13 protein-coding genes and 1 tRNA gene are annotated in these 25,238 nt (G+C 67.6%); 11 read left to right on the plus strand and 3 right to left on the minus strand.

The window, feature by feature from the left end; genetic code table 11:
* Window positions 1-17: 17 nt before the first annotated feature.
* From ACI7BZ_RS11625 to ACI7BZ_RS11635, 3 genes are all read right to left on the minus strand, one after another.
* Window positions 18-7,589 (minus strand): hypothetical protein, encoded by a 7,572-nt coding sequence (locus tag ACI7BZ_RS11625; RefSeq protein ID WP_414117311.1) that lies wholly within the window; start codon window positions 7,587-7,589, stop codon window positions 18-20.
* Window positions 7,590-7,815: 226 nt separating this feature from the next.
* Window positions 7,816-8,928, minus strand: coding sequence for a TIGR03032 family protein (locus ACI7BZ_RS11630; protein WP_414117312.1), 1,113 nt, complete (start codon window positions 8,926-8,928; stop codon window positions 7,816-7,818).
* 189 nt (window positions 8,929-9,117) lie between these two features.
* Complete coding sequence (locus ACI7BZ_RS11635; RefSeq protein ID WP_414117313.1) at window positions 9,118-9,762, minus strand: hypothetical protein; 645 nt, start codon at window positions 9,760-9,762, stop codon at window positions 9,118-9,120.
* Between the two features lie 305 nt (window positions 9,763-10,067).
* On the opposite strand from ACI7BZ_RS11635, the gene tuf reads away from it, so the two are divergent.
* From tuf to rpoC, 11 genes are all read left to right on the plus strand, one after another.
* On the plus strand, window positions 10,068-11,258 hold the full coding sequence (tuf, locus tag ACI7BZ_RS11640) for an elongation factor Tu (RefSeq protein ID WP_414117314.1): 1,191 nt from the start codon (window positions 10,068-10,070) through the stop codon (window positions 11,256-11,258).
* A 599-nt stretch (window positions 11,259-11,857) separates the two neighbouring features.
* Window positions 11,858-11,934 (plus strand) — tRNA-Trp (locus tag ACI7BZ_RS11645).
* A 242-nt stretch (window positions 11,935-12,176) separates the two neighbouring features.
* Window positions 12,177-12,374 (plus strand): preprotein translocase subunit SecE, encoded by a 198-nt coding sequence (secE, locus tag ACI7BZ_RS11650; RefSeq protein WP_414117315.1) that lies wholly within the window; start codon window positions 12,177-12,179, stop codon window positions 12,372-12,374.
* A 7-nt stretch (window positions 12,375-12,381) separates the two neighbouring features.
* Window positions 12,382-12,912: a transcription termination/antitermination protein NusG gene (nusG, locus tag ACI7BZ_RS11655; RefSeq protein ID WP_414117316.1), complete on the plus strand. Its 531-nt coding sequence runs from the start codon at window positions 12,382-12,384 to the stop codon at window positions 12,910-12,912.
* Between the two features lie 162 nt (window positions 12,913-13,074).
* A complete protein-coding gene (rplK, locus tag ACI7BZ_RS11660; protein ID WP_203191585.1) occupies window positions 13,075-13,524 on the plus strand; it encodes a 50S ribosomal protein L11 in 450 nt (149 codons plus the stop codon).
* Between the two features lie 5 nt (window positions 13,525-13,529).
* On the plus strand, window positions 13,530-14,228 hold the full coding sequence (rplA, locus tag ACI7BZ_RS11665; RefSeq protein ID WP_414117317.1) for a 50S ribosomal protein L1: 699 nt from the start codon (window positions 13,530-13,532) through the stop codon (window positions 14,226-14,228).
* Window positions 14,229-14,415: 187 nt separating this feature from the next.
* Window positions 14,416-14,652 (plus strand): DUF1127 domain-containing protein, encoded by a 237-nt coding sequence (locus tag ACI7BZ_RS11670; protein ID WP_414117318.1) that lies wholly within the window; start codon window positions 14,416-14,418, stop codon window positions 14,650-14,652.
* Between the two features lie 621 nt (window positions 14,653-15,273).
* Entirely contained in the window at window positions 15,274-15,792 is a 519-nt protein-coding gene (rplJ, locus tag ACI7BZ_RS11675; RefSeq protein ID WP_414117319.1) for a 50S ribosomal protein L10, read from the plus strand.
* Between the two features lie 69 nt (window positions 15,793-15,861).
* On the plus strand, window positions 15,862-16,233 hold the full coding sequence (gene rplL / locus ACI7BZ_RS11680; RefSeq protein WP_414117320.1) for a 50S ribosomal protein L7/L12: 372 nt from the start codon (window positions 15,862-15,864) through the stop codon (window positions 16,231-16,233).
* A gap of 283 nt (window positions 16,234-16,516) precedes the next feature.
* Complete coding sequence (gene rpoB / locus ACI7BZ_RS11685) at window positions 16,517-20,593, plus strand: DNA-directed RNA polymerase subunit beta (RefSeq protein WP_414117321.1); 4,077 nt, start codon at window positions 16,517-16,519, stop codon at window positions 20,591-20,593.
* Between the two features lie 119 nt (window positions 20,594-20,712).
* Window positions 20,713-24,897, plus strand: coding sequence for a DNA-directed RNA polymerase subunit beta' (gene rpoC / locus ACI7BZ_RS11690; protein ID WP_414117322.1), 4,185 nt, complete (start codon window positions 20,713-20,715; stop codon window positions 24,895-24,897).
* The last annotated feature ends 341 nt before the right edge of the window (window positions 24,898-25,238 follow it).

Below are 25,238 nucleotides of genomic sequence, written 5' to 3' on the forward strand. Positions count from 1 at the left end.
GCGCCTGTCGCGCAGGGTCAAAAGCGCAGCGAGAAGCGCAGCGACCCCGCGTGGGACACATAGTCGGTCCCGAACACGCCTTCGTAGCTGAACCGCAGGTCCACGCCCTGCGTGGAGCTCCATTGGAGCCCCACATCCACGTCCGCCAGCAGGTCGGGCAGGGTCACGACGGTGTCGAACCCGCCGACCCCGGCCGGGGCATTCGCCAGCCGGGCGGTCACGTCCCAGCTGTTGCTGGAGAACCATGTGGCGCCGATGGTGCCGAAGGGCCGGAGCACCGATCCATCCGGCAGGTCGAAGCGCGCACCCACCTCCAGGTGCGGGCCGAGGGCCACGGCGAAATTGTCCTCCTGCGCCACCACCAGATCGACCGGGCTGAGGTGCCCGCCCTCGCTGAACCCGGGCACGCTGGTATAGATCAGGTCGAGCTGGCCGTAGGGCTTGAGATACCAGGCGCTGAAGGGCAGCTCGTATTCCGCCTTCAGGCGCCCCGCCACCGTATAGGCCTCGTAGGACGAGGACGAGATGTAGGCGGAATGGCCGATGATCGTATTGCGCGTGGCATCATACCAGCCATAGTCGAGATGCACCGCCCCGGAGAGAAGCCAGGGCCCGAGCTCGCGCTTCAGGGACGCGGACAGGCCGACATTCTGCCCGCTTGAGGACGAATATCCGAACTCGTTGGTGAAGGCGTCCAATCCGTAGGCGGCGGACGCCCCCGCGAACCAGCCGGGCGCGATCTCCTTCTGCAGGCCCATGCGATATGCGGTCTGCTTGAGGTCGAACCCGGTGTAGTCGGCGGGCGTGAACGAGGTGAAGCCCGCATCCACCCGCGCCCAGGAACACTCGCCCTGTTGCAGCAGCGTGCCCGTTGGCTCGAACTCCGGGCAGCTCAGCACCGAGGACAGGGCGGTGCGGGAACTGCCGATGGCCGCCACCGCGCCCGCGCCGATGATGGCGGGGGCCGCGGTGCCCAGGGCCCGCTGGTAGGCGGCGGCACCCGGCACATTGACGAGCCCCGCATAGATGGGACCGAGGGCCGCCGCCCCGCCGGCGTCCCAGGTCGCCTGCAGGTGCTGCGCATAGGCGGTCTGGTTGGCGTTGAGCGGTGTGCCGCTGGGAGTGAAGTCGGCCACCGGGGCGATGGTGAGGGTGTTGGCGGTGAAGCTGGGCGTCCACGTCAGCTCCGCCCCGCCGCTGTTGATGGGGGCGTAGGTGAGATTGGCGGCGGCCGTGCCCAGGGGGGTCAGCCCCTGGGTCTGGGTGATGATGGTGAACTGGTCCGTGGGGTTGATGGCGTTCATCACGTTGACGGTCACGGTGCCGCCGATGTCGCCCGCCGACGAGATGATGAGCTGGTCCGAGGTGGGCGCCGCGCCCGGGCCCGCCCCGGCGCCCTGCACGTCCACCTGAAGGGTGCCGGCGGTGGTCTGGGCGAAGGCGCCGTCATTGAAGGAGACCGCCTGCGTTCCGGTGACGGTCGCTGCGGCGATGGTGTTGGTGCCGCCGATGTTGAAGGTTCCGGCATTGCTCATGGTGCCGGTGGCGCCAAGCTGGATGGTGCCGTTGCCCGGGCTGGCGGGGGTCGGCGGCGTCCCGGTGGACTGGTAGTAACCCGATTCCGCGTTGACGAAGACGAGGCTCGAGGCAGCGTCGCCGGCACTGACCGGCAGGTAGAGGTCGCCGAGGAGGAAGCCGGAATTGGAGACGCTGGTGGCGCCCCACGGAACGGAGATGGCCACGTTCGAGGCTGCGGTGACGCGCGCGCCATCCCCGATGGTGATGGTGTTCGTGCCCCCGCCGTCGATGAAGATCGCCATCCCCTGGCCGCTGCCGCCGGTGATGGTGCTGTCCGCGCCGATGGTGACCGTCACATCCCCGGACGGGGAGGTGGCATAGCTGCGGTCCATGGCGCCGGAGGTGGTCTGCACCCCGCTCTGGGCGAAGATGGCGATGGAATCCGCGCCGGTGGTGCTGAGGGTGCCGGTATAGGTGATGGTGACCGAGCCGGGCGAAAAGCCGTCGGACTGGAAGGTGAGGTTGCGGCTCGCGCCGCCGGCCGCCTGGGGAATGACGAGGCCGTTCGCATTGCCCACGAGGCCGCCGCCGCCGCTGAGGCTCTGCGCGACGATGCCGTGGGCGTTGGCCCCGGTGGTGGAGATGCTGGCGGACCCCACGGTCTGGATCACCACATCGCCGCCGGCGCTGTTGTTGTTGACCACCATGTCGTTCTGCGGGGCGCTCAGGAACGTCTGGTAGGTCATGTCGGCGGAATCGATGGCGCCGGTATAGCCGCCGCCGCCGCCGATGGACTGAGCGACGATGGCCGTGGCGCCGGCGCCGGTGGTGGTGACGGCGCTGCCGTCGGCCAGGGTCACGGTCACGGTGCCGCCGGATTGGGGAAGCGATTCCCCTTCCAGGTTGCCGAGGGTGCCGGCGATGGACAGGCTGCTGAGCGGCACCCCGGTTCCATCGGTGAAGAAGCCGCCGCCGCCGCCGATGGACTGGGCGAGAATGCCGAAGGCATCGGCGCCGCTGGTGGCGATCGTGCCGGAATTGGTGACGTTCACCGCTCCGCCCGCGCCTCCGCCGCCGTTCACATCCACGCCCGCAGGCTGGCCGCCGATGTCGAGAGTGATGGTGCCGGAGGAGGCGGCCATGGCGGCGTTGAACTCGGCCACCGCCGCGTCCACGGCGGCCTGGCCCACCGCGGCGACGACGATGTCGGCAATCTCCTGCTGGTAGCTGAGCGAGCCGAGATCCGTCTCGTCGGAGGGGTTGATGAAGAATACGCCGCCGCCGCCGCTGACCGACTGGGCGACGACGCCATGGGCTTCCACCCCGGAGGTGCTGACCGCGCTGACGGTGACGTTCACCGTGCCGCCGGTGGAAGTGGCCGCGCTCGCCGTGGCCCCGCTGCCGCCACCGATGGTGATGTGCGGAAGGAAGGTGGCGGTGCCCACCGCGGTGGCGAGGCCGCCGATGCCGCCGCCGCCGCCCACGGACTGGGCAAGCACGCCGAACGCGCTGTCGCCGGCGGTCGTGATCGACCCGGTGCTGGTGACGGTCACGTTGCCGCCGGTGCCATAGGCGCCGCCCTGGCCGCCGACATACATGTTGGAATTCAGAAGCCGCGAGCCGGAAACCGTCGCCGTCGCGCCGACCCCGCCGCCGCCGCCCACCGATTGCGCGACGATGCCGATGGCAAGATCGCCGCCGGTGCCGCCCGACGCCCCGGTGGTGATGCTGCCGGAATTGGTGACGTTGACCGCCGCGCCATTGCCCCCGGCGCCGCCCTGGCCCCCCACGGTGAAGGTGATCTGCACCGTGGGGCTGAACTCGAGCAGCTTCTGGCCGGTCTGGGCATAATGGGCGATCGTGGCGATCGTCGCCTTGGTGATGGCCTCCCAGGTCTGGTCGCCCTGCGAGCTCTGGGTGTCCGCCGTGGCGGTGCCCCCGGTGCCGCCACCGCCGCCGATGGACGCGGCAAAGATGCCGTGGGCGCCGTCCGCCGAGGTCTCGACGATGCCGTCGGCGGTGTTGGTGACGGTCACGATGCCGCCGTTGCCGCCCACGCCGCCGGTGCCGCCGACCGTGGCGGAGAAGGCGACTTCCTGGCTGGCGGTCGCCTTGCCCGCCGCGGCGGCTCCACCGCCGCCGCCCAGGGACATGGCGACGATGCCGCGGGCATCCAGCCCGGTGGTCACCAGCTTGTAATTGTTGGTGACGGTGACGCTTTCGCCATCGCCGCCCTGGCCGCCGTCGCCGCCGAGGGTGATGGTCTGCGAGAAGCTCTGGGAGAAGGCCAGCGGCAGGAAGCCGAGCACGGTCTGGAAGGGCATGGCCGCATCCACCGCGCTGACGCCGGCGCCTCCGAGGCCGCCGCCGCCGCCGATGGAATAGGCGGCAATGGCGTCGGACGCGAAGCCCGAGGTGGAGATTTCCGCGCTGCCCGTGAAGGTGGGGTCGGCGGAATTGGTGTTGTTGACCGTGACGGTGCCGCCATTTCCGCCGGACCCGCCCGCGCCGCCGGCGGTGATGCTGATGGTGCTGTTGGGGGAGATGCCGAAAGCCAGGCTCTGGGCCAGGGCGTTGCCGCCATTGCCGCCGCCGCCGCCGATGGACTGGGCCACGATTCCCGGTGCCAGCGCGCCCGTCGTGGTGATGTTGCCCACATTGTAGACGGTCACCGTGCCGCCGTCGCCGCCCGTGCCGCCGGCCCCGGCAATGGTGGCGGAGAAGGTGAAGGAGGGCACGTCGGTGAGGAAGCCGAAGGCGAAGGTGGAGGAGGAGGCCTGACCGCCGATGCCGCCGTCCCCGCCGAGGGACAGCACGCCGATGCCGGGCGAATCCCACCCGTGGGTGGTGATGTCCCCGCCCGCATTGTTGGTGACGGTGACGGTGCCGCCCTTGCCGCCCGAGCCGCCCTTGCCGCCGACGGCGATGTCGATGGACGGAACGCCGAACGCGCCCAGCCCGAGGTTCGAGACGCTACCGCCGGCACCGCCGCCACCGCCCATGCTGGCGACGAAGATGCCGTAGGCGGCCTCGCCAGAGGTGGTGATGGAACCGGAATTGACGAGATTGGAGAGGCCCGCATCCGCGCCGGATGCCCCCTGTCCGCCCTGCACGAAGAGCTTGAGCGTCTTGGATTGCGGGTCGTAGGCATTGTAGGTGCCGCCGCCGCCGCCCACGGACATGTTGGTGATGCCGTGGCTGCCGTCGCCGGAGGTCACGATGATGCCGGCGTTGAGCACCTGCACATTTCCGCTCTTGCCGCCGTCGCCGCCGGACCCGACCGAGCCGCCGTTGCCGCCCAGGCTGATGACTTCGATGCCAGGCGCGGACGTGCCCAGGGTCGAGATCGTGCCCTGGTTGATGACGGAAACCGCATAGCTGGACAAGGTCCAGGAGCCGCCCGCGCCGGCCGCATCCACGCCTGCGCCGCCGTTGCCACTGTTGCTGACGGCGAGGATGCCGGCGGACGAATCGCCGAGGGTGGCGATGGTGGCGCTGGTCTTGATCTCGATGGTCCCGGCGGTGCCGCCGTCATTGCCGTTGATGCCGGAACCGCCGTTCCCGCCGCTGGCGTTCGCGGAGATGCCGGCGGATTGCGCGCCGGTGGTGACGATGCCCACATCGGCAGAATAGATGTGCAGGGTGATGCCGCCGCCCGCCCCGCCGAGCCCGCCCGATCCGGCGTCATCGGTGGAGCCGCCGGTTTCCGCGTGCCCGATGCCGCCGGTGCCGCCGATGGCCTGAAGGTCGATGCCCGGCGAGTTGCCACCGGCGGTGAAGAATTGCGGCGCGCCATTGGGGCCGTTGGTCACTTTGAGGGTGACGGTGCCTGCCGCCCCTCCGCTGCCCAGCGGGCCTGGGCCGTATTGGCCGCCATACCCGCCGTTGCCGCCGGAGCTCTGGATCAGGATGGCCGGGGCGACCGACTGTCCCGGGTTCCACCACGGCGGGCTGCCGGTGCCGCCGGTGGTGATCGAGCCGCTGACCACCACATAGGCGTTCCCGGCGCCGCCGCCGGCCCCGGTGGTGCTGCTGAGGGTCTGGTAATACATCACATGGTCGGGGGTGATCTTGCCGACCTGGTAGAAGGCATTGCCGCCGCCGGTGTTGACCCGCAGGCCGGCGCCCGAACCATCGCCGGTCACGCTGATGCTGCCGGCGCTCTTCACATAGGCATAGCCGCCGGAGCCGGCATTCACCGGCCAATGGTAGAGCGAGCCATATCCCGTGCTGCCGCCCCGCGTGCTGACATAGACCCCCATGGCGCCCGTGCCGGAGGCGATCACCTGGGCGGTGCTCGTGAGGCTGGCCGTTCCGCCGATGCCGCCCGCGCCGCCGGTGCCGGTGTTGCCGGACGGGTCCACGCCGCCCGTGCCCCCCATGCCGCCGGCGGCCAGCACCACGATGCCGCTGGAATTGGTGCCGCTGACGACGATCTGGCCGCCGACGGCGACGGTGGCCGAGCCGCCCGCGCCGCCGGCGCCGCCATTCTTGCCCGCGGCTCCGATCCCGCCCGATGCATTGGCCAGAAGGCCCGCGGAACTGGCACCGGTGGTGGTGTACTGCCCGGCGGCGGTCACGAAGCTCGCGTCGATGATGACGGTGCCGCCCTTGCCGCCCTTGCCGCCGGCGATGGTGTAGGGGCTGAACGCCGGCACGCCGCCGTTGCCGCCCACAGCCACCCCGGCCACGGCCGGCGCGTTGTCGCCCCAGGTCTGGAAGGTGCCGGCCGCGGTGATGGTTGCCGTTCCGCCGGTTCCGCCGTCGCCGCCCCCGGAGGAATATCCATCGCCGAAGCCGGCAAGCCCGCCGTTGCCGCCGGACGCGCCGGCATAGACCGCCGGCACCTGCTTTGCCGTCGTCAGGATGCTGGAGCCGGAGGTGATCACGATACTGGCGATGCCGCCGCTTCCGCCCTGGCCGCCCACGCCGCCATAGACGCCGCCGACGTCGTAGTGAACGCCGCCCTGGCCGCCGACACCGCCCGCCGCCACCGCGCCGACGCCCGCCGCCACGTAGCCCACGTGCGGGACGGAGCCGTATCGCCCCTCCACGCGGATGGTGCCCGAATGGCTGACATAGACGGTGCCGCCATTGCCGCCGGCGCCGCCCGTATAGGTCGAATAGCCGACGTTGCCGCCCCTGCCCCCCGACGAGCTCGCCCAGACGCCGGAGAAGATGTTGTTGGTGGAATAGGCGCCGGCGCTGGAGACGAAGATGGATCCGCTGTTGTTGATGGCCACCGCGGCATTGGACAGGTTGACCGCCGAGCCCTGAACGACACCGTTATTGCCGATGTCGGCGTAGCCGCCGCCGTTGCCGCCGATGCCGACCGGCGCACTCGTGACGAAGGTGTCGTCCTGGAAGGAAACGCCGTCGCCCCCGGCGCCGCCGTCGGACACGGCGATGATGCCCGAATTGCTGATGCCGCTCGCGGTGATGCTGGCGTTGTTGGAAATGGTGATCCAGCCGCCGCCGCCGCCGCTGCCGCTGGGGCCGGCATTGGCTTCGCTCCCATTGCCGCCGCCCCGTCCGCCGGCGCCGCCGGAGGCATAGGCGGTGATGCCGGCGACGCCGAAGGGCCCGTCGGCGGTCGTGTTGGTGATGGAGATGGTGCCGCCCGCGGTATTGGAGATGAAGATGTCGCCTCCGCCTCCGCCGTTCCCGCCGCGCGCGCCGGGAACTGTCACCGTGCCGTTGCCGCCGTTGCCGCCCGCGGCGCCGACCACCGCCGCATAGATGCCGGGCACGCTGTTGACCGACGGGGCCACGGCGCCGGAATTGGTGATGGTGACGTCGCCGCCATTGCCGCCGGTCTGGCCGGCCGTAGCTGGGTCGTTGGACCCTATGGGGTGCCAGTCGCCATCTTCCCCGTTCGCGCCGCTGCCGCCCAGGGTCGTGCCGGAGAGGGCGAGATTGCCCGTTGTCCCCGTGCTGGTGATGGTGACGGCGGCGCCGCCCGCGCCCGTTAGGGGGGCGCCGTCGCGGCTGATGCTTGCGACCCCCGGGCTGATGACGCATTCCGCCGGGGTGCAGGTCTGCGCCCGCGCATACGGGGCGCCGCCGGCCATGAGTGACGTGCTGAGGAATGTCGCCTGTAAGAGATTGCCTCGCAGCCCCCTGAACCTCGCCGTCATCGTCCAGCCCCCACGTGCACGAATTGTGTTCAGATCCGAAACCACCGCGCCGGTTCGGCGCCGGCCTGCCATCGCCCGTCATCCCCGCGTCTGCGACCGGGGGTTGACGGAAAATGAGACACTTCGCCCACCCGCGCACCGCGGGGCGCCCCCGCGGCGGTCAGGACCAGCCGGGCTGGTCGAGCGCCCGGTCGGGCGCCTCGATGGTGATAAGGTCGGACAGCTCCGGCCCCATGAGCGGAGCTGCCATGGGGCACGCCGCCCCGGGCAGCGCCACCACGTCGAACAGTTCGCGGATGGCCCCGTCGAGGCGGACCCATTCCACCACGTCGCCGGTGGACAGATTGATGATCTGCACGCCGCACCAGGGCGCACCGCCACGCCGGGCGATTTCCTCCTCCAGCGGCAGGCCTGCGAACGAGATGTTGCGGGGCAGGGAGAGGGTGACGATGGCATGTCCGTCATGGAGGGCGAGGCCGCGCATGAACCCCGGGCAGAAGGCCACGTCTTCCCTGGCGCCGGTGCGCGGGTCGATGCGCACCAGGTAGCCGCGCCCGCTGTCGAGCACATAGACCTGTCCCTGATGGACCCGGGGCGAGTGGGGCATCGACAGGCCCTCCGCCACCACGGCGTCGTCCTCCACCCGCAACAGCACGCCACCGCCGCGCCGGTGCTCGCGCCAGCCATCCACCACATCGGTGCGGGCCACCGCCGTCACGTAGGCCACCCGCCCGTCCTCCAGGGCGAGGCCGTTCAGGTGGCAGCGGTCCTCGGCGGCGAGGCGGGAGACGAACTTGGGGCGCCACAGGGGCTTGAAGCTGTGGCTGCGGCTGATGGTGGCGAGGCAGGAATAGCGCGTGTTCACGAACACCAGGCGCCCGCTCGCCTCCACCGCCACCTCGTGGGCGTCCACATCGCCGGTGATGCAGGCGGTGCGCGGCACATAGAGGCGGTCGAAATGGGTGTTGGCCCGCTCCTCCGGCCCCAGCACATTGTCCATCCGCCAGATCTGGATCATGGACGCGAGGTAGAGTTCCGGTCCCCGCTGGAACAGGCCCATGGCGCGCAGGAAGTCGCGCTGGTGGAAGGAGACCCTGCCGTCACCGAACTGGCCGACGAGGAAAAGCTGCCCGCTCTGGTAGGAGGAAAAGGCGAGGCTGACCCGGTGATGGGCAAGCCAGGCCGCAAAGGTCCGCGAACAGGTGATCTGCGTTGCGTCGGCCGGCGCCTGCGCACCCTCCGCCGACACGCCATTGGCGTGCGCAGGCGCCATGTCGTGCGATGCTGTCATGTGAAAAGTGCCGCCCCCCGCCGCGCCGTCTCCGATTCCTGTGCGATCAGTGCGACTTCGCGACGATCGCAGCTTTGCCTTTTGTCTCGGCTTCGTCAACGTGGTGCCGCTGCATCACCGGCCGTGCGATCGCGGATGTGGCGGGGGCAGCGCACCGGTTCGGGCGCGCCCTCAGGCGCTGGCCTTTTCCGAAAGCCAGGCCTTCACCTTGCCCACAAGGGCGGCGGCGATGCTGTCCACCGATTCCCCGCTGAACTGGGCCGATGCGCTGGTAGCCTTCACCTCGGACACGGATGCCAGCACGGCGCCCGTGGCGACGTCCGCCAGGGCGATGTCGCAGGTAATGAAGATGCCCTGGGTGGTCGCCACGGAAACCCCGGCGGCGAGGGGGCCGGCGATCACCGCCGTGAGCGCCGTGGCGGCGAGTACCTGCCCGGTGCGCTCCTGGCTGGTGGGGATGAGCAGGCTGCGCACGGTGATGTCCAGCCGCGCGGGCCGGGTTCCCGCAAGCACACCGGCCAGCAGGCGGTGGCTTTCCGTGGTCAGCGCCGCGGCCAGCCGGTGCTCCGCATAGGAGCGGAAGCCGGCGCGGTCCAGCTGGTGAAGGCCGGGGTTGGGCGTTGCCTGCTCCTTGGCCTCGAGGTCGCCGGCCTCCGCCCATTTGACGGTGGTGTCCGGCGGGAAGGTCACCTTCACGCTGGCGAGTGTGAGGCTGGCGATCTCCGCTTCGGACAGGCCATGCTTCGGCAGCGTGGCACACGCACTCACGACCAGGGCGATGAGCATCGCGCCGGCAAAACGAAGGATGATTTTCACGCCAAGTCCCCTGACCCGTGATTTGCGACTGTCGGTTGCAGGCCGTCACGTAGCAAGGGGAAAAACCCTTCTCCGCTACCTTTTGCGTGGGTGTGCCCGGCGCATCACACCTCCGGCTTCCGCCGGCTGCGGGCGTGCGTGACCCCGCGCTCCCACACGAGCGTCGCGCGGGTCCTGCGCGTGCCCGCCACCGCACCGGCGTGCGGGCCATTTGCGCGGCTCTTGCAGAAGGGCGAGAAACCCCCTATCCCACGGCGGCTTTTTTCGCGGCCCGTGCGGGGCGCCTGATCGACTGAGAGAGAACGATGGCCAAAGAGAAGTTCAACCGCTCGAAGCCGCACTGCAACATCGGCACGATCGGTCACGTGGATCACGGCAAGACGTCGCTGACGGCGGCGATCACGAAGATTCTTGCGGAGTCTGGCGGGGCGACGTTCACGGCGTACGACCAGATCGACAAGGCGCCTGAAGAGAAGGCGCGCGGCATCACGATCTCGACGGCGCACGTGGAATACGAGACGCAGAACCGTCACTATGCGCACGTGGACTGCCCCGGTCACGCCGACTATGTGAAGAACATGATCACCGGCGCGGCGCAGATGGACGGCGCGATCCTGGTGGTTTCGGCGGCGGACGGGCCGATGCCGCAGACCCGGGAGCACATTCTTCTGGCGCGCCAGGTTGGCGTTCCTGCGCTGGTGGTGTTCCTGAACAAGTGCGACATGGTGGACGACGAGGAACTTCTTGAGCTGGTCGAGCTTGAGGTCCGCGAGCTTCTGTCGAAGTACGACTTTCCCGGGGACGACATCCCGATCATCCGCGGCTCGGCGCTGGTTGCGCTTGAGAATGGCGACCCGAAGCTGGGCCGCGACGCGGTTCTGAAGCTGATGGAGGCGGTTGACGCCTACATCCCGCAGCCCGAGCGTCCCATCGACCTGCCGTTCCTGATGCCGATCGAAGACGTTTTCTCGATCTCGGGCCGCGGCACGGTGGTGACGGGCCGCGTGGAGCGCGGGATCATCAAGGTTGGCGACGAAGTTGAAATCGTCGGCATCCGGCCGACGCAGAAGACCACGGTGACCGGCGTCGAGATGTTCCGCAAGCTTCTGGACCAGGGCCAGGCCGGCGACAACGTCGGCATCCTGGTTCGCGGCACCAAGCGCGAGGACGTGGAGCGCGGCCAGGTTGTGTGCAAGCCGGGTACGGTGAAGCCGCACACCAAGTTCAAGGCCGAGGCCTACATCCTGACGAAGGAAGAGGGCGGGCGCCACACCCCGTTCTTCACCAACTACCGCCCGCAGTTCTACTTCCGCACCACGGACGTGACCGGCGTGTGCACGCTGCCCGAAGGCACCGAAATGGTGATGCCGGGCGACAATGTTTCCATGGACGTGGCGCTGATCGTGCCGATCGCCATGGAAGAGAAGCTGCGCTTCGCCATCCGCGAGGGTGGCCGCACGGTTGGCGCCGGCGTCGTCGCCGCCATCATCGAGTGATCCAGGGGCTGGACCTTGCGTCCGGCACATGACGAAATGGAGCGGCTCCCCATGCGGGAGCCGCTCTTTTTGTTGGCACCATGGCCTTTCGCGTCGTTCTGCTGGTCCTGTTCTTCTTCGCCGGCACTGGAGCCGGCGTGGCGAAGGAGCCTTGCCCGGACCGCCCGACCTGCCGCGGCTGCGGCTGCAAGGGCGGGCCCGGCTATCGCGGCCCGGATGGCCGCTGCGTGGGCTTCAAGAATCTTGGCAAGGTGTGCGGAGATCCCCCGGAAACCCGCTGCGTGTTCGAAAACGCGCCGGGGACCGGTGCAAACCGGGAGTGCGCCCTCGGCGTGGTCCCCCCGTCCGGGCCGCAGGTGCCGCCGGAGCCGGGGAGGCCGGCGCCCTGACGGCGGCGGCGGCTGCCCCAGCAGTGGATTTTTGTTGCGATCGCCGTGCGCCGCGTCTGGGGACAGCGGGTCCCCTTTGCCTGCGCCCCCTTTACAGGCGCCCCGCCGCCCTCTACACACACCCGTCCGATGCGCTGGGTCACTCCCCGGCGCGGCGGAGTCTACCCTCGAAGCCGGCGGGCGGATGCTTCCCCTTCGAGGTGACGGCCTAGGAGTGTAGCTCAACTGGTTAGAGCACCGGTCTCCAAAACCGGGGGTTGGGGGTTCGAGTCCCTCCACTCCTGCCAGCCCTGGCGAAGGACGGCCTGAAGCGGCAGGTCCCGGCGGGCGGCAGGCCAGACGGCGGAAGAGCGGGACGCGGGATGCGTCCCGGGGCCCGCCCGGCCGATCCCGAAGCAACGTCTCGCAAGAGCCGGCGCCGGCGGGTCGATAGGAATTCATGCGGCGGTCGTGCCGCGACGCGATGGTGGCGGGTGCCGGATGTGCCGGCGCCGCTCCGCGCGGCAGAAGGTACAGGCGGCAAGACGCTATGGCGAAGAACAGCCCTGTCGAGTTCTTTCAGCAGGTCCGCGCCGAGACGGCGAAGGTCACTTGGCCGAACCGGCGCGAGACGCTCATCACCACCGCCATGGTGTTCGTGATGGTGCTGCTGGCCTCCATCTTCTTTCTCATCGCCGACCAGATCATCCGGTTCGGCGTCTCCACCCTCCTCACCATCGGGCAGTGAGGCGGCAATGGCGAAGCGCTGGTACATCGTTCACGCTTATTCCAACTTCGAGAAGAAGGTGGCCGATTCCATCCGCGAGCAGGCGGAGCAGCGCGGGCTGACCGAGCTGTTCGAGCAGATCCTCGTGCCCACCGAGAAGGTGGTGGAGGTGCGCCGCGGCCGGAAGGTGGACACCGAGCGCAAGTTTTTCCCCGGCTACGTGCTGGTGAAGATGGACCTGACCGACGAGGCCTTCCATCTCATCAAGAACACGCCGAAGGTCACCGGCTTCCTGGGCGCCGACAACAAGCCCATGCCCATCTCCGAGGCCGAGGCCATGCGCATCCTGCAGCAGGTGCAGGAAGGCATCGAGCGGCCCAAGCCCTCCATCTCGTTCGAGGTGGGCGAGACGGTGAAGGTGGCGGACGGCCCGTTCGCCTCCTTCAACGGCATCGTGGAAGAGGTGGACGAGAGCCGCTCGCGCGTGAAGGTGGCGGTGTCCATCTTCGGCCGCGCGACGCCGGTGGAACTGGAATTCGGTCAGGTCGAGAAGGTCTGACCGGCACGGGCGGCCATGCGCCGCCCGGTCCTGGCGCTCCGTCCGGGGCGCCGGCGTGGGAGGGGAGGGGGCGTCTCGCCAAGCGCCCTTTGAACCGCACCACGCGATCCCGGCCGCACCACCCTGCGGGGTGGCTCGCGGCATATTGTGGGAGTTGTTGAAATGGCGAAGAAGATTACAGGCTACGTCAAGCTGCAGGTGCCCGCCGGCAGCGCCAATCCGGCCCCGCCGATTGGTCCCGCGCTCGGCCAGCGCGGCCTCAACATCATGGAATTCTGCAAGGCGTTCAACGCCCAGACCGCGCAGCTCGAAAAGGGCATGCCGATCCCGGTGGTGATCACCGCCTATCAGGACCGCTCCTTCACCTTCGAGCTGAAGACCCCGCCGGTCTCCTACTTCCTGAAGAAGGCCGCCGGCCTTGAAACCAAGAAGAAGCCCGGCTCCGGCTCGAAGACGCCCGGCAAGGGCACCTTCGTCGGCAAGGTCACCCGCGCCCAGCTCGCGGAGATCGCCGAGAAGAAGATGAAGGATCTGAACTGCGAGACCGTCGAGGCCGCCGTCCAGATGATCGAAGGTTCGGCCCGGTCCATGGGCCTGCAGGTTCAGGGGTGAGCGCCATGGCGAAGCAAGGCAAGCGCGTCCGCGCCGCGAACGAGGGCATTGACCGCGTCAAGCTCTATGGCCTCGACGAAGCCCTGGCCCTCCTGAAGGAGCGCGCCACCGCCAAGTTCGACGAGACCATCGAGGTGGCCCTGAACCTCGGCGTCGATCCCCGCCACGCGGACCAGATGGTGCGCGGCGTGTGCAACCTGCCCAACGGCTCCGGCCGCACCGTGCGCGTGGCGGTGTTCGCCCGCGGCGCCAAGGCCGATGAGGCCAAGGCGGCGGGCGCCGACATCGTGGGCGCCGAGGACCTGCTGGAGACCATCCAGGGCGGCACCATCGAGTTCGATCGCTGCATCGCGACCCCGGACCTGATGCCGCTCGTGGGCCGTCTCGGCAAGATCCTGGGCCCGCGTGGTCTCATGCCGAACCCGAAGGTCGGCACCGTGACCATGGACGTGAAAGGCGCCGTGGGCGCCGCCAAGGGCGGTGCGGTGGAGTTCCGCGTCGAGAAGGCCGGCATCATCCATGGCGGCATCGGCAAGGCCTCGTTCCCGGCCGACAAGCTGGCCGAGAACATCCGCGCCTTCGTGGACGCGGTGGTGAAGGCCAAGCCGGCCGGTGCCAAGGGCACCTACCTGCAGCGCGTGGCGGTGTCCTCCACCATGGGTCCGGGCATCAAGGTGGAGCCCTCCACCGTGCTCACCGCCTGATCCGGCTTCAGGCTTGAAGACAGAAAGGCCGGGCCTCTGCGCCCGGCCTTTTCGTGGGCGCTGCGCTGTCCCGGCAAGGCAGGGTTGCGTTCCGCGCGCTTCCGCAAGGCTGCGGCGCGCCATACCTTCTCCCTGTGTGCTGCAGTGCACGCGTCCGCGCCGCGCGCGGCAAGAGGAGAAGACAGAAATGTTCGCGCTCCAGACCCTGTGGGTCTCCCTTCGCACCGCCGTTTCCGAAGCGGTTCTGCGCCGCCGCGTGATGGATGAGCTTGCGGCCCTCACCGACAGTGACCTTTCCGACATGGGCATCAGCCGTTGCGACATCCGCCGCATCGCGCACGAGACGGTGGAGGAGCGCCGTACCTCCCGCACCCGTGCGCCCAGCCGTTCGCCGGCCCTCAGCGGTTCGGCCTATCCCGCCTGAGGAGTGCATCCGCAGGGACGGGACGTGGTGCAGGCCCGGCTCCGGGCCTGCCGTCATTTGGCGGCAAAATGTGCGAAAGGGGCGTGACAAGCTTGTCAAGACCCTTTATATGGACGGTTTCCCGAGCGGCGAGCCGAGCGGGATTATGTATGGAGCTTTCACCCTTGACGGGGTGGAAGGGCTGGGAGGGTTCGCCCGCCCGGCCTTATCGTCTGTAATGACAAGTCGCCTGCGGCTTGTCAGATCGGGCGAAAGTCCTGTCCGAGACTGCCGGTGCCCTGATGTTCGTCCAATTTGGCGTATTTTCAAGGCTTAATTCTCGCACCGCCCACAAGGGGGGTGTTTGCAGAGCCAGCATAGACGGGGAAGATCGGATTTCGGCTCCGGCGGTTTGTGCCGCGCGGGGTTAAGGATCGGTTCGGAACCAGCGCCTTGCGCTCCGTGACACGGGCTTTCCCGTGCCCCGCGGCAAGAGGGGACAGGGCATGTGAGCGTCGCTTTTGCGGCCGGCATGTCGTGACGACAGGTTGGGCTGCGGGAAGCGGCAAGGCGCAACCGATGGAGTTCTTCAGGTCCTGCGGGACTTGGGGGAGTCTATCACAGGCTTAAAGAGAGCCAGACGTGGATCGAGCGGAAAAACAAGAGCTCGTCACGACGCTCACGGAAGTGTTCAAGACCACTTCCGTCGTCGTGGTCGCCCACTATTCCGGCCTCACCGTCGCCCAGATGTCGCGCTTGCGCCGGCAGATGAAGGCGGAGGGTGCGTCCGTGAAGGTGGCCAAGAACCGCCTCGCCAAGATCGCTCTGGAAGGCTCCGACGTCGCCCATGTGGCGTCCCTGCTGAAGGGACCCACCGTGATCGCCTATTCGGATGATCCGGTGGCGGCGCCGAAGATTGCCGTCGAGTTCGCCAAGGCCAACGACAAGTTCGTGATCCTCGGCGGGGCGATGGGCAAGACGGCCCTCAATGTGGATGGGGTGAAGGCGCTCGCCACACTTCCGTCCCTGGACGAACTGCGCGGCAAGCTGGTTGGCCTGATCCAGGCCCCGGCGACCAAGATCGCGCAGCTCACCACGGCACCGGCGGCCAAGCTCGCCCGCGTGTTCGGGGCCTATGCCAAGCAGGACGAAGCCGCGTGAGGATGCGGCCGCTTGATGCGGCCAGATCTCGCAATTCCAAAATCCGAACCTATCTTAAGGAACAATCCAATGGCTGACCTGACCAAGCTCGTCGACGAGCTGTCCTCCCTCACCGTGCTCGAGGCCGCCGAGCTGGCGAAGCTCCTCGAGGAGAAGTGGGGCGTTTCCGCCGCCGCCGCCGTGGCCGTCGCCGCTGCCCCGGCCGCTGCCGCCGCCGCGGTGGAAGAGCAGACCGAGTTCACTGTCGTCCTGGCCGCGGTCGGCGACAAGAAGATCGAAGTCATCAAGGAAGTGCGTGCCATCACCGGCCTCGGCCTCAAGGAAGCCAAGGACCTGGTGGAAGGCGCGCCCAAGCCCGTCAAGGAAGCCGTTTCCAAGGACGAGGGCGAGAAGCTCAAGGCCCAGCTCGAGAAGGCTGGCGCCAAGGTCGAGCTCAAGTGAGCTTGTGACGGTCAGGGTCCCGGATCTGTCCGGGGCCCTGTCCATAACACCGCTCCCGCAATGCCGGGGGCGGTGCACGGAGAAGACGGTTCTCCCGGCAGCCGACCGGAGCTGAAGGCTCCTGCGGCTGCCGGGAGAGCCGTTATGGTGCTGAAGGGGGATGGCGTCGAGCCCCCACCTCTTCAGCGGACGGTGGTGAGGTTCAGGCGCCGGCGCGGCGAGCCCCTTCTCTTCGGGGAACAGGGGTGCCGGCCCGACAGGACCAGGACGGACGAGGATCGAGATGGCGCAAACGTTCACCGGTCGTAAGCGGATCCGCAAGTTCTTCGGCAAGATCAAGGAAGTGGCCGAGATGCCGAACCTCATCGAGGTTCAGAAGGCGTCCTACGACCAGTTCCTCCAGATCGAGGAACCCAAGGGCGGACGCGACGACGACGGCCTGCAGGCGGTGTTCAAGTCGGTTTTCCCCATCTCCGACTTCTCCGGCGCGGCCATGCTGGAGTTCGTGCGCTACGAGTTCGAGCCGCCGAAGTATGACGTGGACGAGTGCCGCCAGCGCGGCATGACGTTTGCTGCCCCGCTCAAGGTGACGCTGCGCCTCATCGTGTTCGATGTGGACCCGGACACCGGCGCCAAGTCGGTCAAGGACATCAAGGAGCAGGACGTCTACACCGGCGACATCCCGCTGATGACCATGAACGGCACGTTCATCGTGAACGGCACCGAGCGCGTCATCGTCTCGCAGATGCACCGCTCGCCGGGCGTGTTCTTCGACCACGACAAGGGCAAGACCCATTCCTCGGGCAAGCTCCTGTTCGCCGCCCGCATCATTCCCTATCGCGGCTCCTGGCTCGACATCGAGTTCGACGCCAAGGACATCGTGTATGCGCGCATCGATCGGCGCCGCAAGATTCCGGTCACCAGCCTGCTCTACGCCCTCGGCCTCGATAATGAGGAGATCCTCTCCACCTTCTACGAGAAGATCCCCTACGAGCGCGCCAAGGGCGGCTGGCGCATGCCGTTCGATCCCAAGCGCATGAAGGGCTACAAGGCCGTCGCCGACCTGATCGACGCCGACACCGGCGAGGTCGTGCTCGAGGCCGGCAAGAAGCTGACCGTGCGCGCGGCCCGCCAGCTGGCGGACAAGGGCCTGAAGGCCCTGAAGATGTCCGATGAGGAAATGATCGGCCAGTACATCGCCGAGGACCTGGTGGACGTCGCCTCCGGCGAGATCCATGCGGAGGCCGGCGACGAGATCACCGAGAAGACGCTGAAGCTGCTTGAGGAAGCCGGCTACAACGAAATCCCGGTGCTGGACATCGACCACGTCAATACCGGCGCCTACATCCGCAACACGCTCTCCGCCGACAAGAACGTGACCCGCGAGGACGCGCTCTTCGACATCTACCGCGTGATGCGCCCGGGCGAGCCGCCGACGCTCGATTCCGCGCAGGCCATGTTCCACTCCCTGTTCTTCGATCCCGAGCGCTACGACCTTTCCGCGGTCGGCCGGGTGAAGATGAACATGCGCCTCGACCTCGACTGCCCCGACACCATGCGGGTGCTGCGCCGCGCCGACATTCTCTCCGTCATCAAGACGCTGGTGGAGCTGCGCGACGGCAAGGGCGAGATCGACGATATCGACCACCTGGGCAATCGCCGCGTGCGCTCGGTGGGCGAGCTGATGGAGAACCAGTATCGCGTCGGCCTCCTGCGCATGGAGCGGGCCATCAAGGAGCGCATGTCCTCCGTGGACATCGACACCGTGATGCCGCAGGACCTGATCAACGCCAAGCCGGTGGCGGCGGCGGTGCGCGAGTTCTTCGGCTCGTCCCAGCTCTCGCAGTTCATGGACCAGACCAACCCGCTCAGCGAGATCACCCACAAGCGCCGCCTCTCGGCGCTTGGCCCGGGCGGCCTCACCCGCGAGCGGGCGGGCTTCGAGGTGCGCGACGTGCACCCGACCCACTATGGCCGCATCTGCCCCATCGAGACGCCGGAAGGCCCGAACATCGGCCTCATCAACTCGCTGGCCACCTTCGCCCGCGTGAACAAGTACGGCTTCATCGAGGCGCCCTACCGCCGGGTGGTGAACTCCCAGGTGACGGACGAGGTGGTCTACCTCTCCGCCATGGAGGAGGGGAAGTATTACGTCGCGCAGGCCAACATCCCGCTCGACAAGGACGGCCGCTTCGAGGAGGACCTCGTGGTCTGCCGCCATGCGGGCGACGTGCTGCTGGTCACGCCCGACCGCGTGGACTTCATGGACGTGTCGCCCAAGCAGCTGGTTTCGGTGGCCGCGGCGCTCATCCCCTTCCTTGAGAATGACGACGCCAACCGCGCGCTCATGGGCTCCAACATGCAGCGCCAGGCGGTGCCGCTGGTGCGCTCGCAGGCGCCGCTGGTGGGCACCGGCATGGAGGCCGTGGTGGCCCGGGATTCCGGCGCCGCCATCGCCGCCCGCCGCACCGGCGTCATCGACCAGGTGGATGCGACCCGTATCGTCATCCGCGCCACGGAAGAGGCCGACCCCTCCAAGTCGGGCGTCGACATCTACCGGCTGATGAAGTTCCAGCGCTCCAACCAGTCCACCTGCATCAACCAGCGTCCGCTGGTGCGCGTGGGCGACCAGGTGAAGCGCGGCGACATCATCGCCGACGGCCCGTCCACCGAGCTGGGCGAGCTGGCGCTGGGCCGCAACGTGCTGGTCGCGTTCATGCCGTGGAACGGCTACAACTTCGAAGATTCCATCCTGCTCTCGGAGAACATCGTCAAGGAGGACGTGTTCACCTCGATCCACATCGAGGAATTCGAGTGCATGGCCCGCGACACCAAGCTCGGGCCGGAGGAAATCACCCGCGACATTCCCAACGTCTCGGAAGAGGCGCTGAAGAATCTCGACGAGGCGGGCATCGTCTATATCGGTGCGGAAGTGCGGGCCGGCGACATCCTGGTGGGCAAGATCACGCCCAAGGGCGAAAGCCCGATGACGCCGGAAGAAAAGCTGCTGCGCGCCATCTTCGGCGAGAAGGCCGCGGACGTGCGCGACACCTCCCTGCGCCTGCCGCCCGGCACCACCGGCACCATCGTGGAAGTGCGCGTGTTCAACCGCCACGGCGTGGACAAGGACGAGCGCGCCCTGGCCATCGAGCGCGAGGAGATCGAGCGTCTCGCCAAGGACCGCGACGACGAGCAGGCGATCCTGGACCGCAACGTCTACGGCCGCCTGATCGAGATCCTCGACGGCAAGACCGCCATCGCCGGCCCCAAGGGCTTCAAGAAGGACACCCAGGTCAGCCGCGAGATCCTCACCGAGTATCCGCGCTCGCAATGGTGGCTGTTCGCGGTCGCCGACGACGCCATCATGGCGGAGCTGGAGGCCATCCGCGCCCAGTATGACGACTCCAAGAAGCGCCTGGAGCAGCGCTTCCTCGACAAGGTGGAGAAGCTGCAGCGCGGCGACGAGCTGCCCCCCGGCGTGATGAAGATGGTCAAGGTCTTCGTCGCGGTGAAGCGCAAGATCCAGCCCGGCGACAAGATGGCCGGCCGCCACGGCAACAAGGGCGTGGTCTCGCGCATCGTGCCGGTGGAGGACATGCCGTTCCTTGAGGACGGCACCAATGTGGACATCGTGCTGAACCCGCTGGGCGTGCCCTCGCGCATGAATGTGGGCCAGATCCTGGAGACCCACCTCGGCTGGGCCTGCGCGGGCCTCGGCCGGCAGGTGGCCGCCGCGGTGGACGCCTATTACAGCAAGCAGGACCTCAAGCCGCTGCGCGATCGCCTGGAGACCATCTACGGCAAGGCCGAGATCGAGCAGCTGAAGGACGGCGAACTGCCGGAGCTGGGCGAGAACCTGCGCAAGGGCGTGCCCATGGCGACCCCGGTGTTCGACGGCGCCCATGAGGCGGACATCGAAAAGGAGCTGGAACGGGCGGGGCTCGACGCCTCCGGCCAGTCCACCCTGTTCGACGGGCGCACCGGCGAGCCGTTCGATCGTAAGGTCACGGTGGGCTACATCTACATGCTGAAGCTCCACCACCTGGTTGACGACAAGATCCACGCCCGTTCCATCGGCCCCTATTCCCTCGTCACCCAGCAGCCGCTGGGCGGCAAGGCGCAGTTCGGCGGCCAGCGCTTCGGCGAAATGGAGGTGTGGGCGCTCGAAGCCTATGGCGCCGCCTACACGCTGCAGGAGATGCTGACCGTGAAGTCGGACGACGTGGCCGGCCGCACCAAGGTCTACGAGGCCATCGTACGGGGCGAGGACACGTTCGAGAGCGGCATTCCCGAGAGCTTCAACGTGCTCGTGAAGGAAATGCGCTCCCTCGGCCTCAACGTCGATCTGGAAAACACCTGACGGGCGGGCGCGGGGAGGTCCCGCGCCGCGCGCCGTCCTCCGCGCAAGCGGATCGCCTGACCGGCGCGCCGGCCGGTCAGGATTGCAGATAAAGGCCCACTTCGTTTGGGAGCCAGCTCATGAACCAGGAAGTCCTGAACGTCTTCAACCCGACCGTTCCGGCCCCGGCCTTCAACCAGATCCGGATCACCATCGCGAGCCCGGAAAAGATCAAGTCCTGGTCCTACGGCGAGATCAAGAAGCCGGAGACCATCAACTACCGCACGTTCAAGCCGGAGCGTGACGGGCTGTTCTGCGCGCGCATCTTCGGTCCCATCAAGGACTATGAGTGCCTGTGCGGCAAGTACAAGCGGATGAAGTACAAGGGCATCATCTGCGAGAAGTGCGGCGTCGAGGTCACCCTCTCGCGCGTGCGGCGCGAGCGCATGGGCCACATCGAGCTGGCGGCGCCGGTGGCGCACATCTGGTTCCTGAAGTCGCTGCCGAGCCGCATCGGCCTGCTGCTCGACATGACGCTGAAGGATCTGGAGCGGATCCTCTACTTCGAATACTTCGTCGTCACCGAGCCGGGCATCACCAAGCTCAAGTACCGCCAGCTCCTCTCCGAGGACGAATACCTGCGCGCGCAGGACGAATATGGCGAGAGCGCCTTCACCGCCATGATCGGCGCCGAGGCCATCCGCGAGATCCTGCGCGGCATGGACCTCGACAAGATCGCCGCCGACCTGCGGGTGGAGATTTCCGAGGCCACCACCGAGCTGAAGCCCAAGAAGCTCGCCAAGCGCCTGAAGATCGTGGAGGCCTTCCAGCTCTCCGGCAACAAGCCGGAGTGGATGATCCTCACCCACGTTCCGGTCATCCCGCCGGACCTGCGCCCGCTGGTGCCGCTCGACGGCGGCCGGTTCGCGACTTCGGACCTGAACGACCTCTATCGCCGCGTCATCAACCGCAACAACCGCCTGAAGCGGCTGATCGAGCTGCGCGCGCCGGACATCATCATCCGCAACGAGAAGCGCATGCTTCAGGAGGCGGTGGACGCGCTGTTCGACAACGGCCGCCGCGGCCGCGTCATCACGGGCGCCAACAAGCGGCCCCTGAAGTCGCTCGCCGACATGCTGAAGGGCAAGCAGGGCCGGTTCCGCCAGAACCTGCTCGGCAAGCGCGTGGACTATTCCGGCCGCTCGGTGATCGTGGTGGGCCCGGAGCTGAAGCTGCACCAGTGCGGCCTGCCCAAGAAGATGGCGCTTGAGCTGTTCAAGCCCTTCATCTACTCGCGTCTCGACGCCAAGGGCCATTCGGCCACCGTGAAGCAGGCCAAGAAGCTGGTGGAGAAGGAGCGTCCCGAGGTGTGGGACATCCTGGACGAGGTGATCCGCGAGCATCCGGTGATGCTGAACCGCGCGCCCACGCTCCACCGCCTCGGCATCCAGGCGTTCGAGCCGGTGCTCATCGAGGGCAAGGCGATCCAGCTGCACCCGCTCGTCTGCTCGGCCTTCAACGCCGACTTCGACGGCGACCAGATGGCCGTGCATGTGCCGCTTTCGCTGGAAGCCCAGCTGGAAGCGCGCGTGCTGATGATGTCCACCAACAACATCCTGCACCCGGCGAACGGCCAGCCCATCATCGTGCCGTCGCAGGACATCGTGCTCGGCCTCTATTATCTCTCCATCATGCGCGACAAGGAGCCCGGCGAGGGCATGATGTTCGCGAACATGAGCGAGATCGACCACGCGCTGAACGCCAAGGCGATCACGCTGCACACCAAGATCCGCGGCCGCTACATCGGCATCGGCCCGGACGGCAAGCAGTATTCCAAGATCTATGAGACCACCCCCGGCCGCATGAAGATCGGCGAGCTGCTGCCGAAGGACCCGAAGCTCTCCTACGACGTCGTCAACAAGCTGATGACGAAGAAGGAAATCTCCAACATGATCGATGCCGTCTACCGGCACTGCGGTCAGAAGGAGAGCGTGATCTTCTGCGACCGCATCATGTCGCTCGGCTTCTACAATGCGTTCCGCGCCGGCATCTCCTTCGGCAAGGACGACATGGTGGTGCCGAAGAAGAAGTGGGACCTCGTGGAGGAAACCCGCTCGCTCACCAAGGAATACGAGCAGCAGTACAATGACGGCCTGATCACCCAGGGCGAGAAGTACAACAAGGTCGTGGACGCCTGGGGCAAGTGCACGGACCGCATCGCCGACGAGATGATGAAGGAAATCTCGGCGGTGCGGAAGGACCCGAAGACCGGCCGCGACAGGCAGATCAACTCGATCTACATGATGAGCCACTCCGGCGCGCGTGGGTCGCCGGCCCAGATGAAGCAGCTTGCCGGCATGCGCGGCCTCATGGCCAAGCCGTCGGGCGAGATCATCGAGAGCCCGATCATCTCGAACTTCAAGGAAGGCCTGACCGTGATGGAGTATTTCAACTCCACCCACGGTGCGCGCAAGGGCCTGGCCGACACCGCCCTGAAGACCGCGAACTCGGGCTACCTCACCCGCCGTCTGGTGGACGTGGCGCAGGATTCCATCATCACCGAGCGCGATTGCGGCTCGGAGAAGGGAATCCACATGCGCGCCATCATCGACGCCGGCCAGGTGGTTGCCTCCCTCGCCTCGCGCGTCCTCGGCCGCACGGCGGCGGAAGACGTGATCGAGCCGGCCACCGGCGCCGTGATCGTGCCGCGGGGCTCCATGATCGAGGAGCCGCATATCGACCGGATCAACAAGTCCGGCATCCAGGAGATCAAGATCCGCTCGGTGCTCACCTGCGAGACCCGGAACGGCGTGTGCGGCACCTGCTACGGGCGCGACCTCGCCCGCGGCACTCCGGTGAACATGGGCGAGGCGGTGGGCGTCATCGCCGCCCAGTCCATCGGCGAGCCGGGCACCCAGCTCACCATGCGCACCTTCCACATCGGCGGCGCGGCGACCCTGGCCGACTCCTCCTTCGTGGAATCCAACTTCGAGGGCGTGGTCAAGATCCGCAACCGCAACGTGGCGCGGAACTCGGAAGGCGACCTCATCGTCATGGGCCGCACCCTGGCGGTGGTGGTGGGCGACGCGGACGGCACCGAGCGCGCCGTCCACCGCGTGCAGTACGGCTCGCGCCTGAAGGTGGACGAGGGCGACACCATCAAGCGCGGCCAGCGCATCGCCGAGTGGGACCCCTACACCCGCCCCATCCTCACCGAGGTGGACGGAACGGTGGCCTTCGAGGACCTGATGGAAGGCTCCTCCATGAACGAGACGGTGGACGAGTCCACCGGCATCGCCAAGCGCGTGGTCACCGACAGCCGCGCCGGCCGCGGCCCCGAGCTGCGTCCCGCCATTCTTCTGAAAGGCAAGGACGGCAAGGTGCTGAAGCTCGCCCGCGGCGGCGACGCCCGCTATGCGCTGCCGGTGGAGGCCATCATCTCGGTGGACCCCAACCAGCAGATCCGGGCCGGCGACGCGGTGGCCCGCGTGCCCATGGAAAGCGCCAAGACCCGCGACATCACGGGCGGTCTGCCGCGCGTGGCGGAGCTGTTCGAGGCGCGCCGTCCCAAGGATGCGGCCATCATCGCGGAGATCTCCGGCACCATCCGGTTCGGCCGCGACTACAAGAACAAGCGCCGGCTCTCCATCGAGCCGACCGAGGGCGGCGATCCGGTGGAGTACCTGATCCCGAAGGGCAAGCATATCCATCTCCAGGACGGTGACGTGGTGGAGAAGGGCGACTTCATCGTCGATGGCAACCCGGCGCCGCACGACATCCTGGCCATCAAGGGCGTGGAAGAGCTTGCCGCCTTCCTCGTCAACGAGATCCAGGAGGTCTACCGGCTGCAGGGCGTGAACATCAACGACAAGCACATCGAAGTGATTGTCCGCAACATGCTGCAGAAGGTGGAGATCGACGATTCGGGGGAGACCGACTTCCTCGACAACGAGCAGGTGGACCGCCTCGAATTCATCGAGGCGAACGAGAAGGCCATCGAAGAAGGCAAGAAGCCCGCCACCGGCCATCCCGTGCTCCTCGGCATCACCAAGGCCAGCCTGCAGACGCGCTCCTTCTTCTCGGCGGCCTCCTTCCAGGAGACCACCCGCGTGCTCACCGAAGCCGCCGTCAACGGCAAGGTGGACCCGCTGGAAGGCCTCAAGGAGAACGTCATCGTCGGCCGGCTCATCCCCGCCGGCACCGGCGCGCAGATGAACAAGCTGCGCTCGGTGGCCAACAGCCGGGACGATCTCATCGTCGCCACCCGCGACGAGCAGACCGAGGGCCACGCTTTGGTGGAAGGTCCTGCCGACGCCGCGGAGTAAGCGCGCCGTTCACGTCGCACACGCAAAGCAAAAGGCGGCCTCCGGGCCGCCTTTTCTTTGTCTGCAGCCGGTGCGATCCATCCAGGGGGAAGCGCGCTGCGGGTCCGACCGTGGGGCGGGTTGCCGATGGGGGCGGATGCTTCCCAATCCGGGCGCGCGATCACCCGCTGTGGAGATGATGCGATGCGGTGGTTATTCTGCGATGCAGCATTAATCGCTTAAGGGCATGGAAAAATGTAATAATCAATATTGCTGTATACATGAGTGCGGGGCACTCTCCCGCGTGCGTTGCAAACATCGCTCATGATTATAGAAAACAGATGAACACGACTTGAGTTTTT

The organism is Xanthobacter sp. AM11, from assembly GCF_047444035.1.
GTDB lineage: Bacteria > Pseudomonadota > Alphaproteobacteria > Rhizobiales > Xanthobacteraceae > Xanthobacter.

Coding starts and splice junctions, on each gene's coding strand:
- ACI7BZ_RS11625 (WP_414117311.1), bottom strand. CDS start 7,589: ATGGCCGGCGGCGCCCCGTATGCGCGGGCGCAGACCTGCACCCCGGCG.
- ACI7BZ_RS11630 (WP_414117312.1), bottom strand. CDS start 8,928: ATGGCGCCTGCGCACGCCAATGGCGTGTCGGCGGAGGGTGCGCAGGCG.
- tuf (WP_414117314.1), top strand. CDS start 10,068: ATGGCCAAAGAGAAGTTCAACCGCTCGAAGCCGCACTGCAACATCGGC.
- secE (WP_414117315.1), top strand. CDS start 12,177: ATGGCGAAGAACAGCCCTGTCGAGTTCTTTCAGCAGGTCCGCGCCGAG.
- nusG (WP_414117316.1), top strand. CDS start 12,382: ATGGCGAAGCGCTGGTACATCGTTCACGCTTATTCCAACTTCGAGAAG.
- rplK (WP_203191585.1), top strand. CDS start 13,075: ATGGCGAAGAAGATTACAGGCTACGTCAAGCTGCAGGTGCCCGCCGGC.
- rplA (WP_414117317.1), top strand. CDS start 13,530: ATGGCGAAGCAAGGCAAGCGCGTCCGCGCCGCGAACGAGGGCATTGAC.
- ACI7BZ_RS11670 (WP_414117318.1), top strand. CDS start 14,416: ATGTTCGCGCTCCAGACCCTGTGGGTCTCCCTTCGCACCGCCGTTTCC.
- rplL (WP_414117320.1), top strand. CDS start 15,862: ATGGCTGACCTGACCAAGCTCGTCGACGAGCTGTCCTCCCTCACCGTG.
- rpoB (WP_414117321.1), top strand. CDS start 16,517: ATGGCGCAAACGTTCACCGGTCGTAAGCGGATCCGCAAGTTCTTCGGC.
- rpoC (WP_414117322.1), top strand. CDS start 20,713: ATGAACCAGGAAGTCCTGAACGTCTTCAACCCGACCGTTCCGGCCCCG.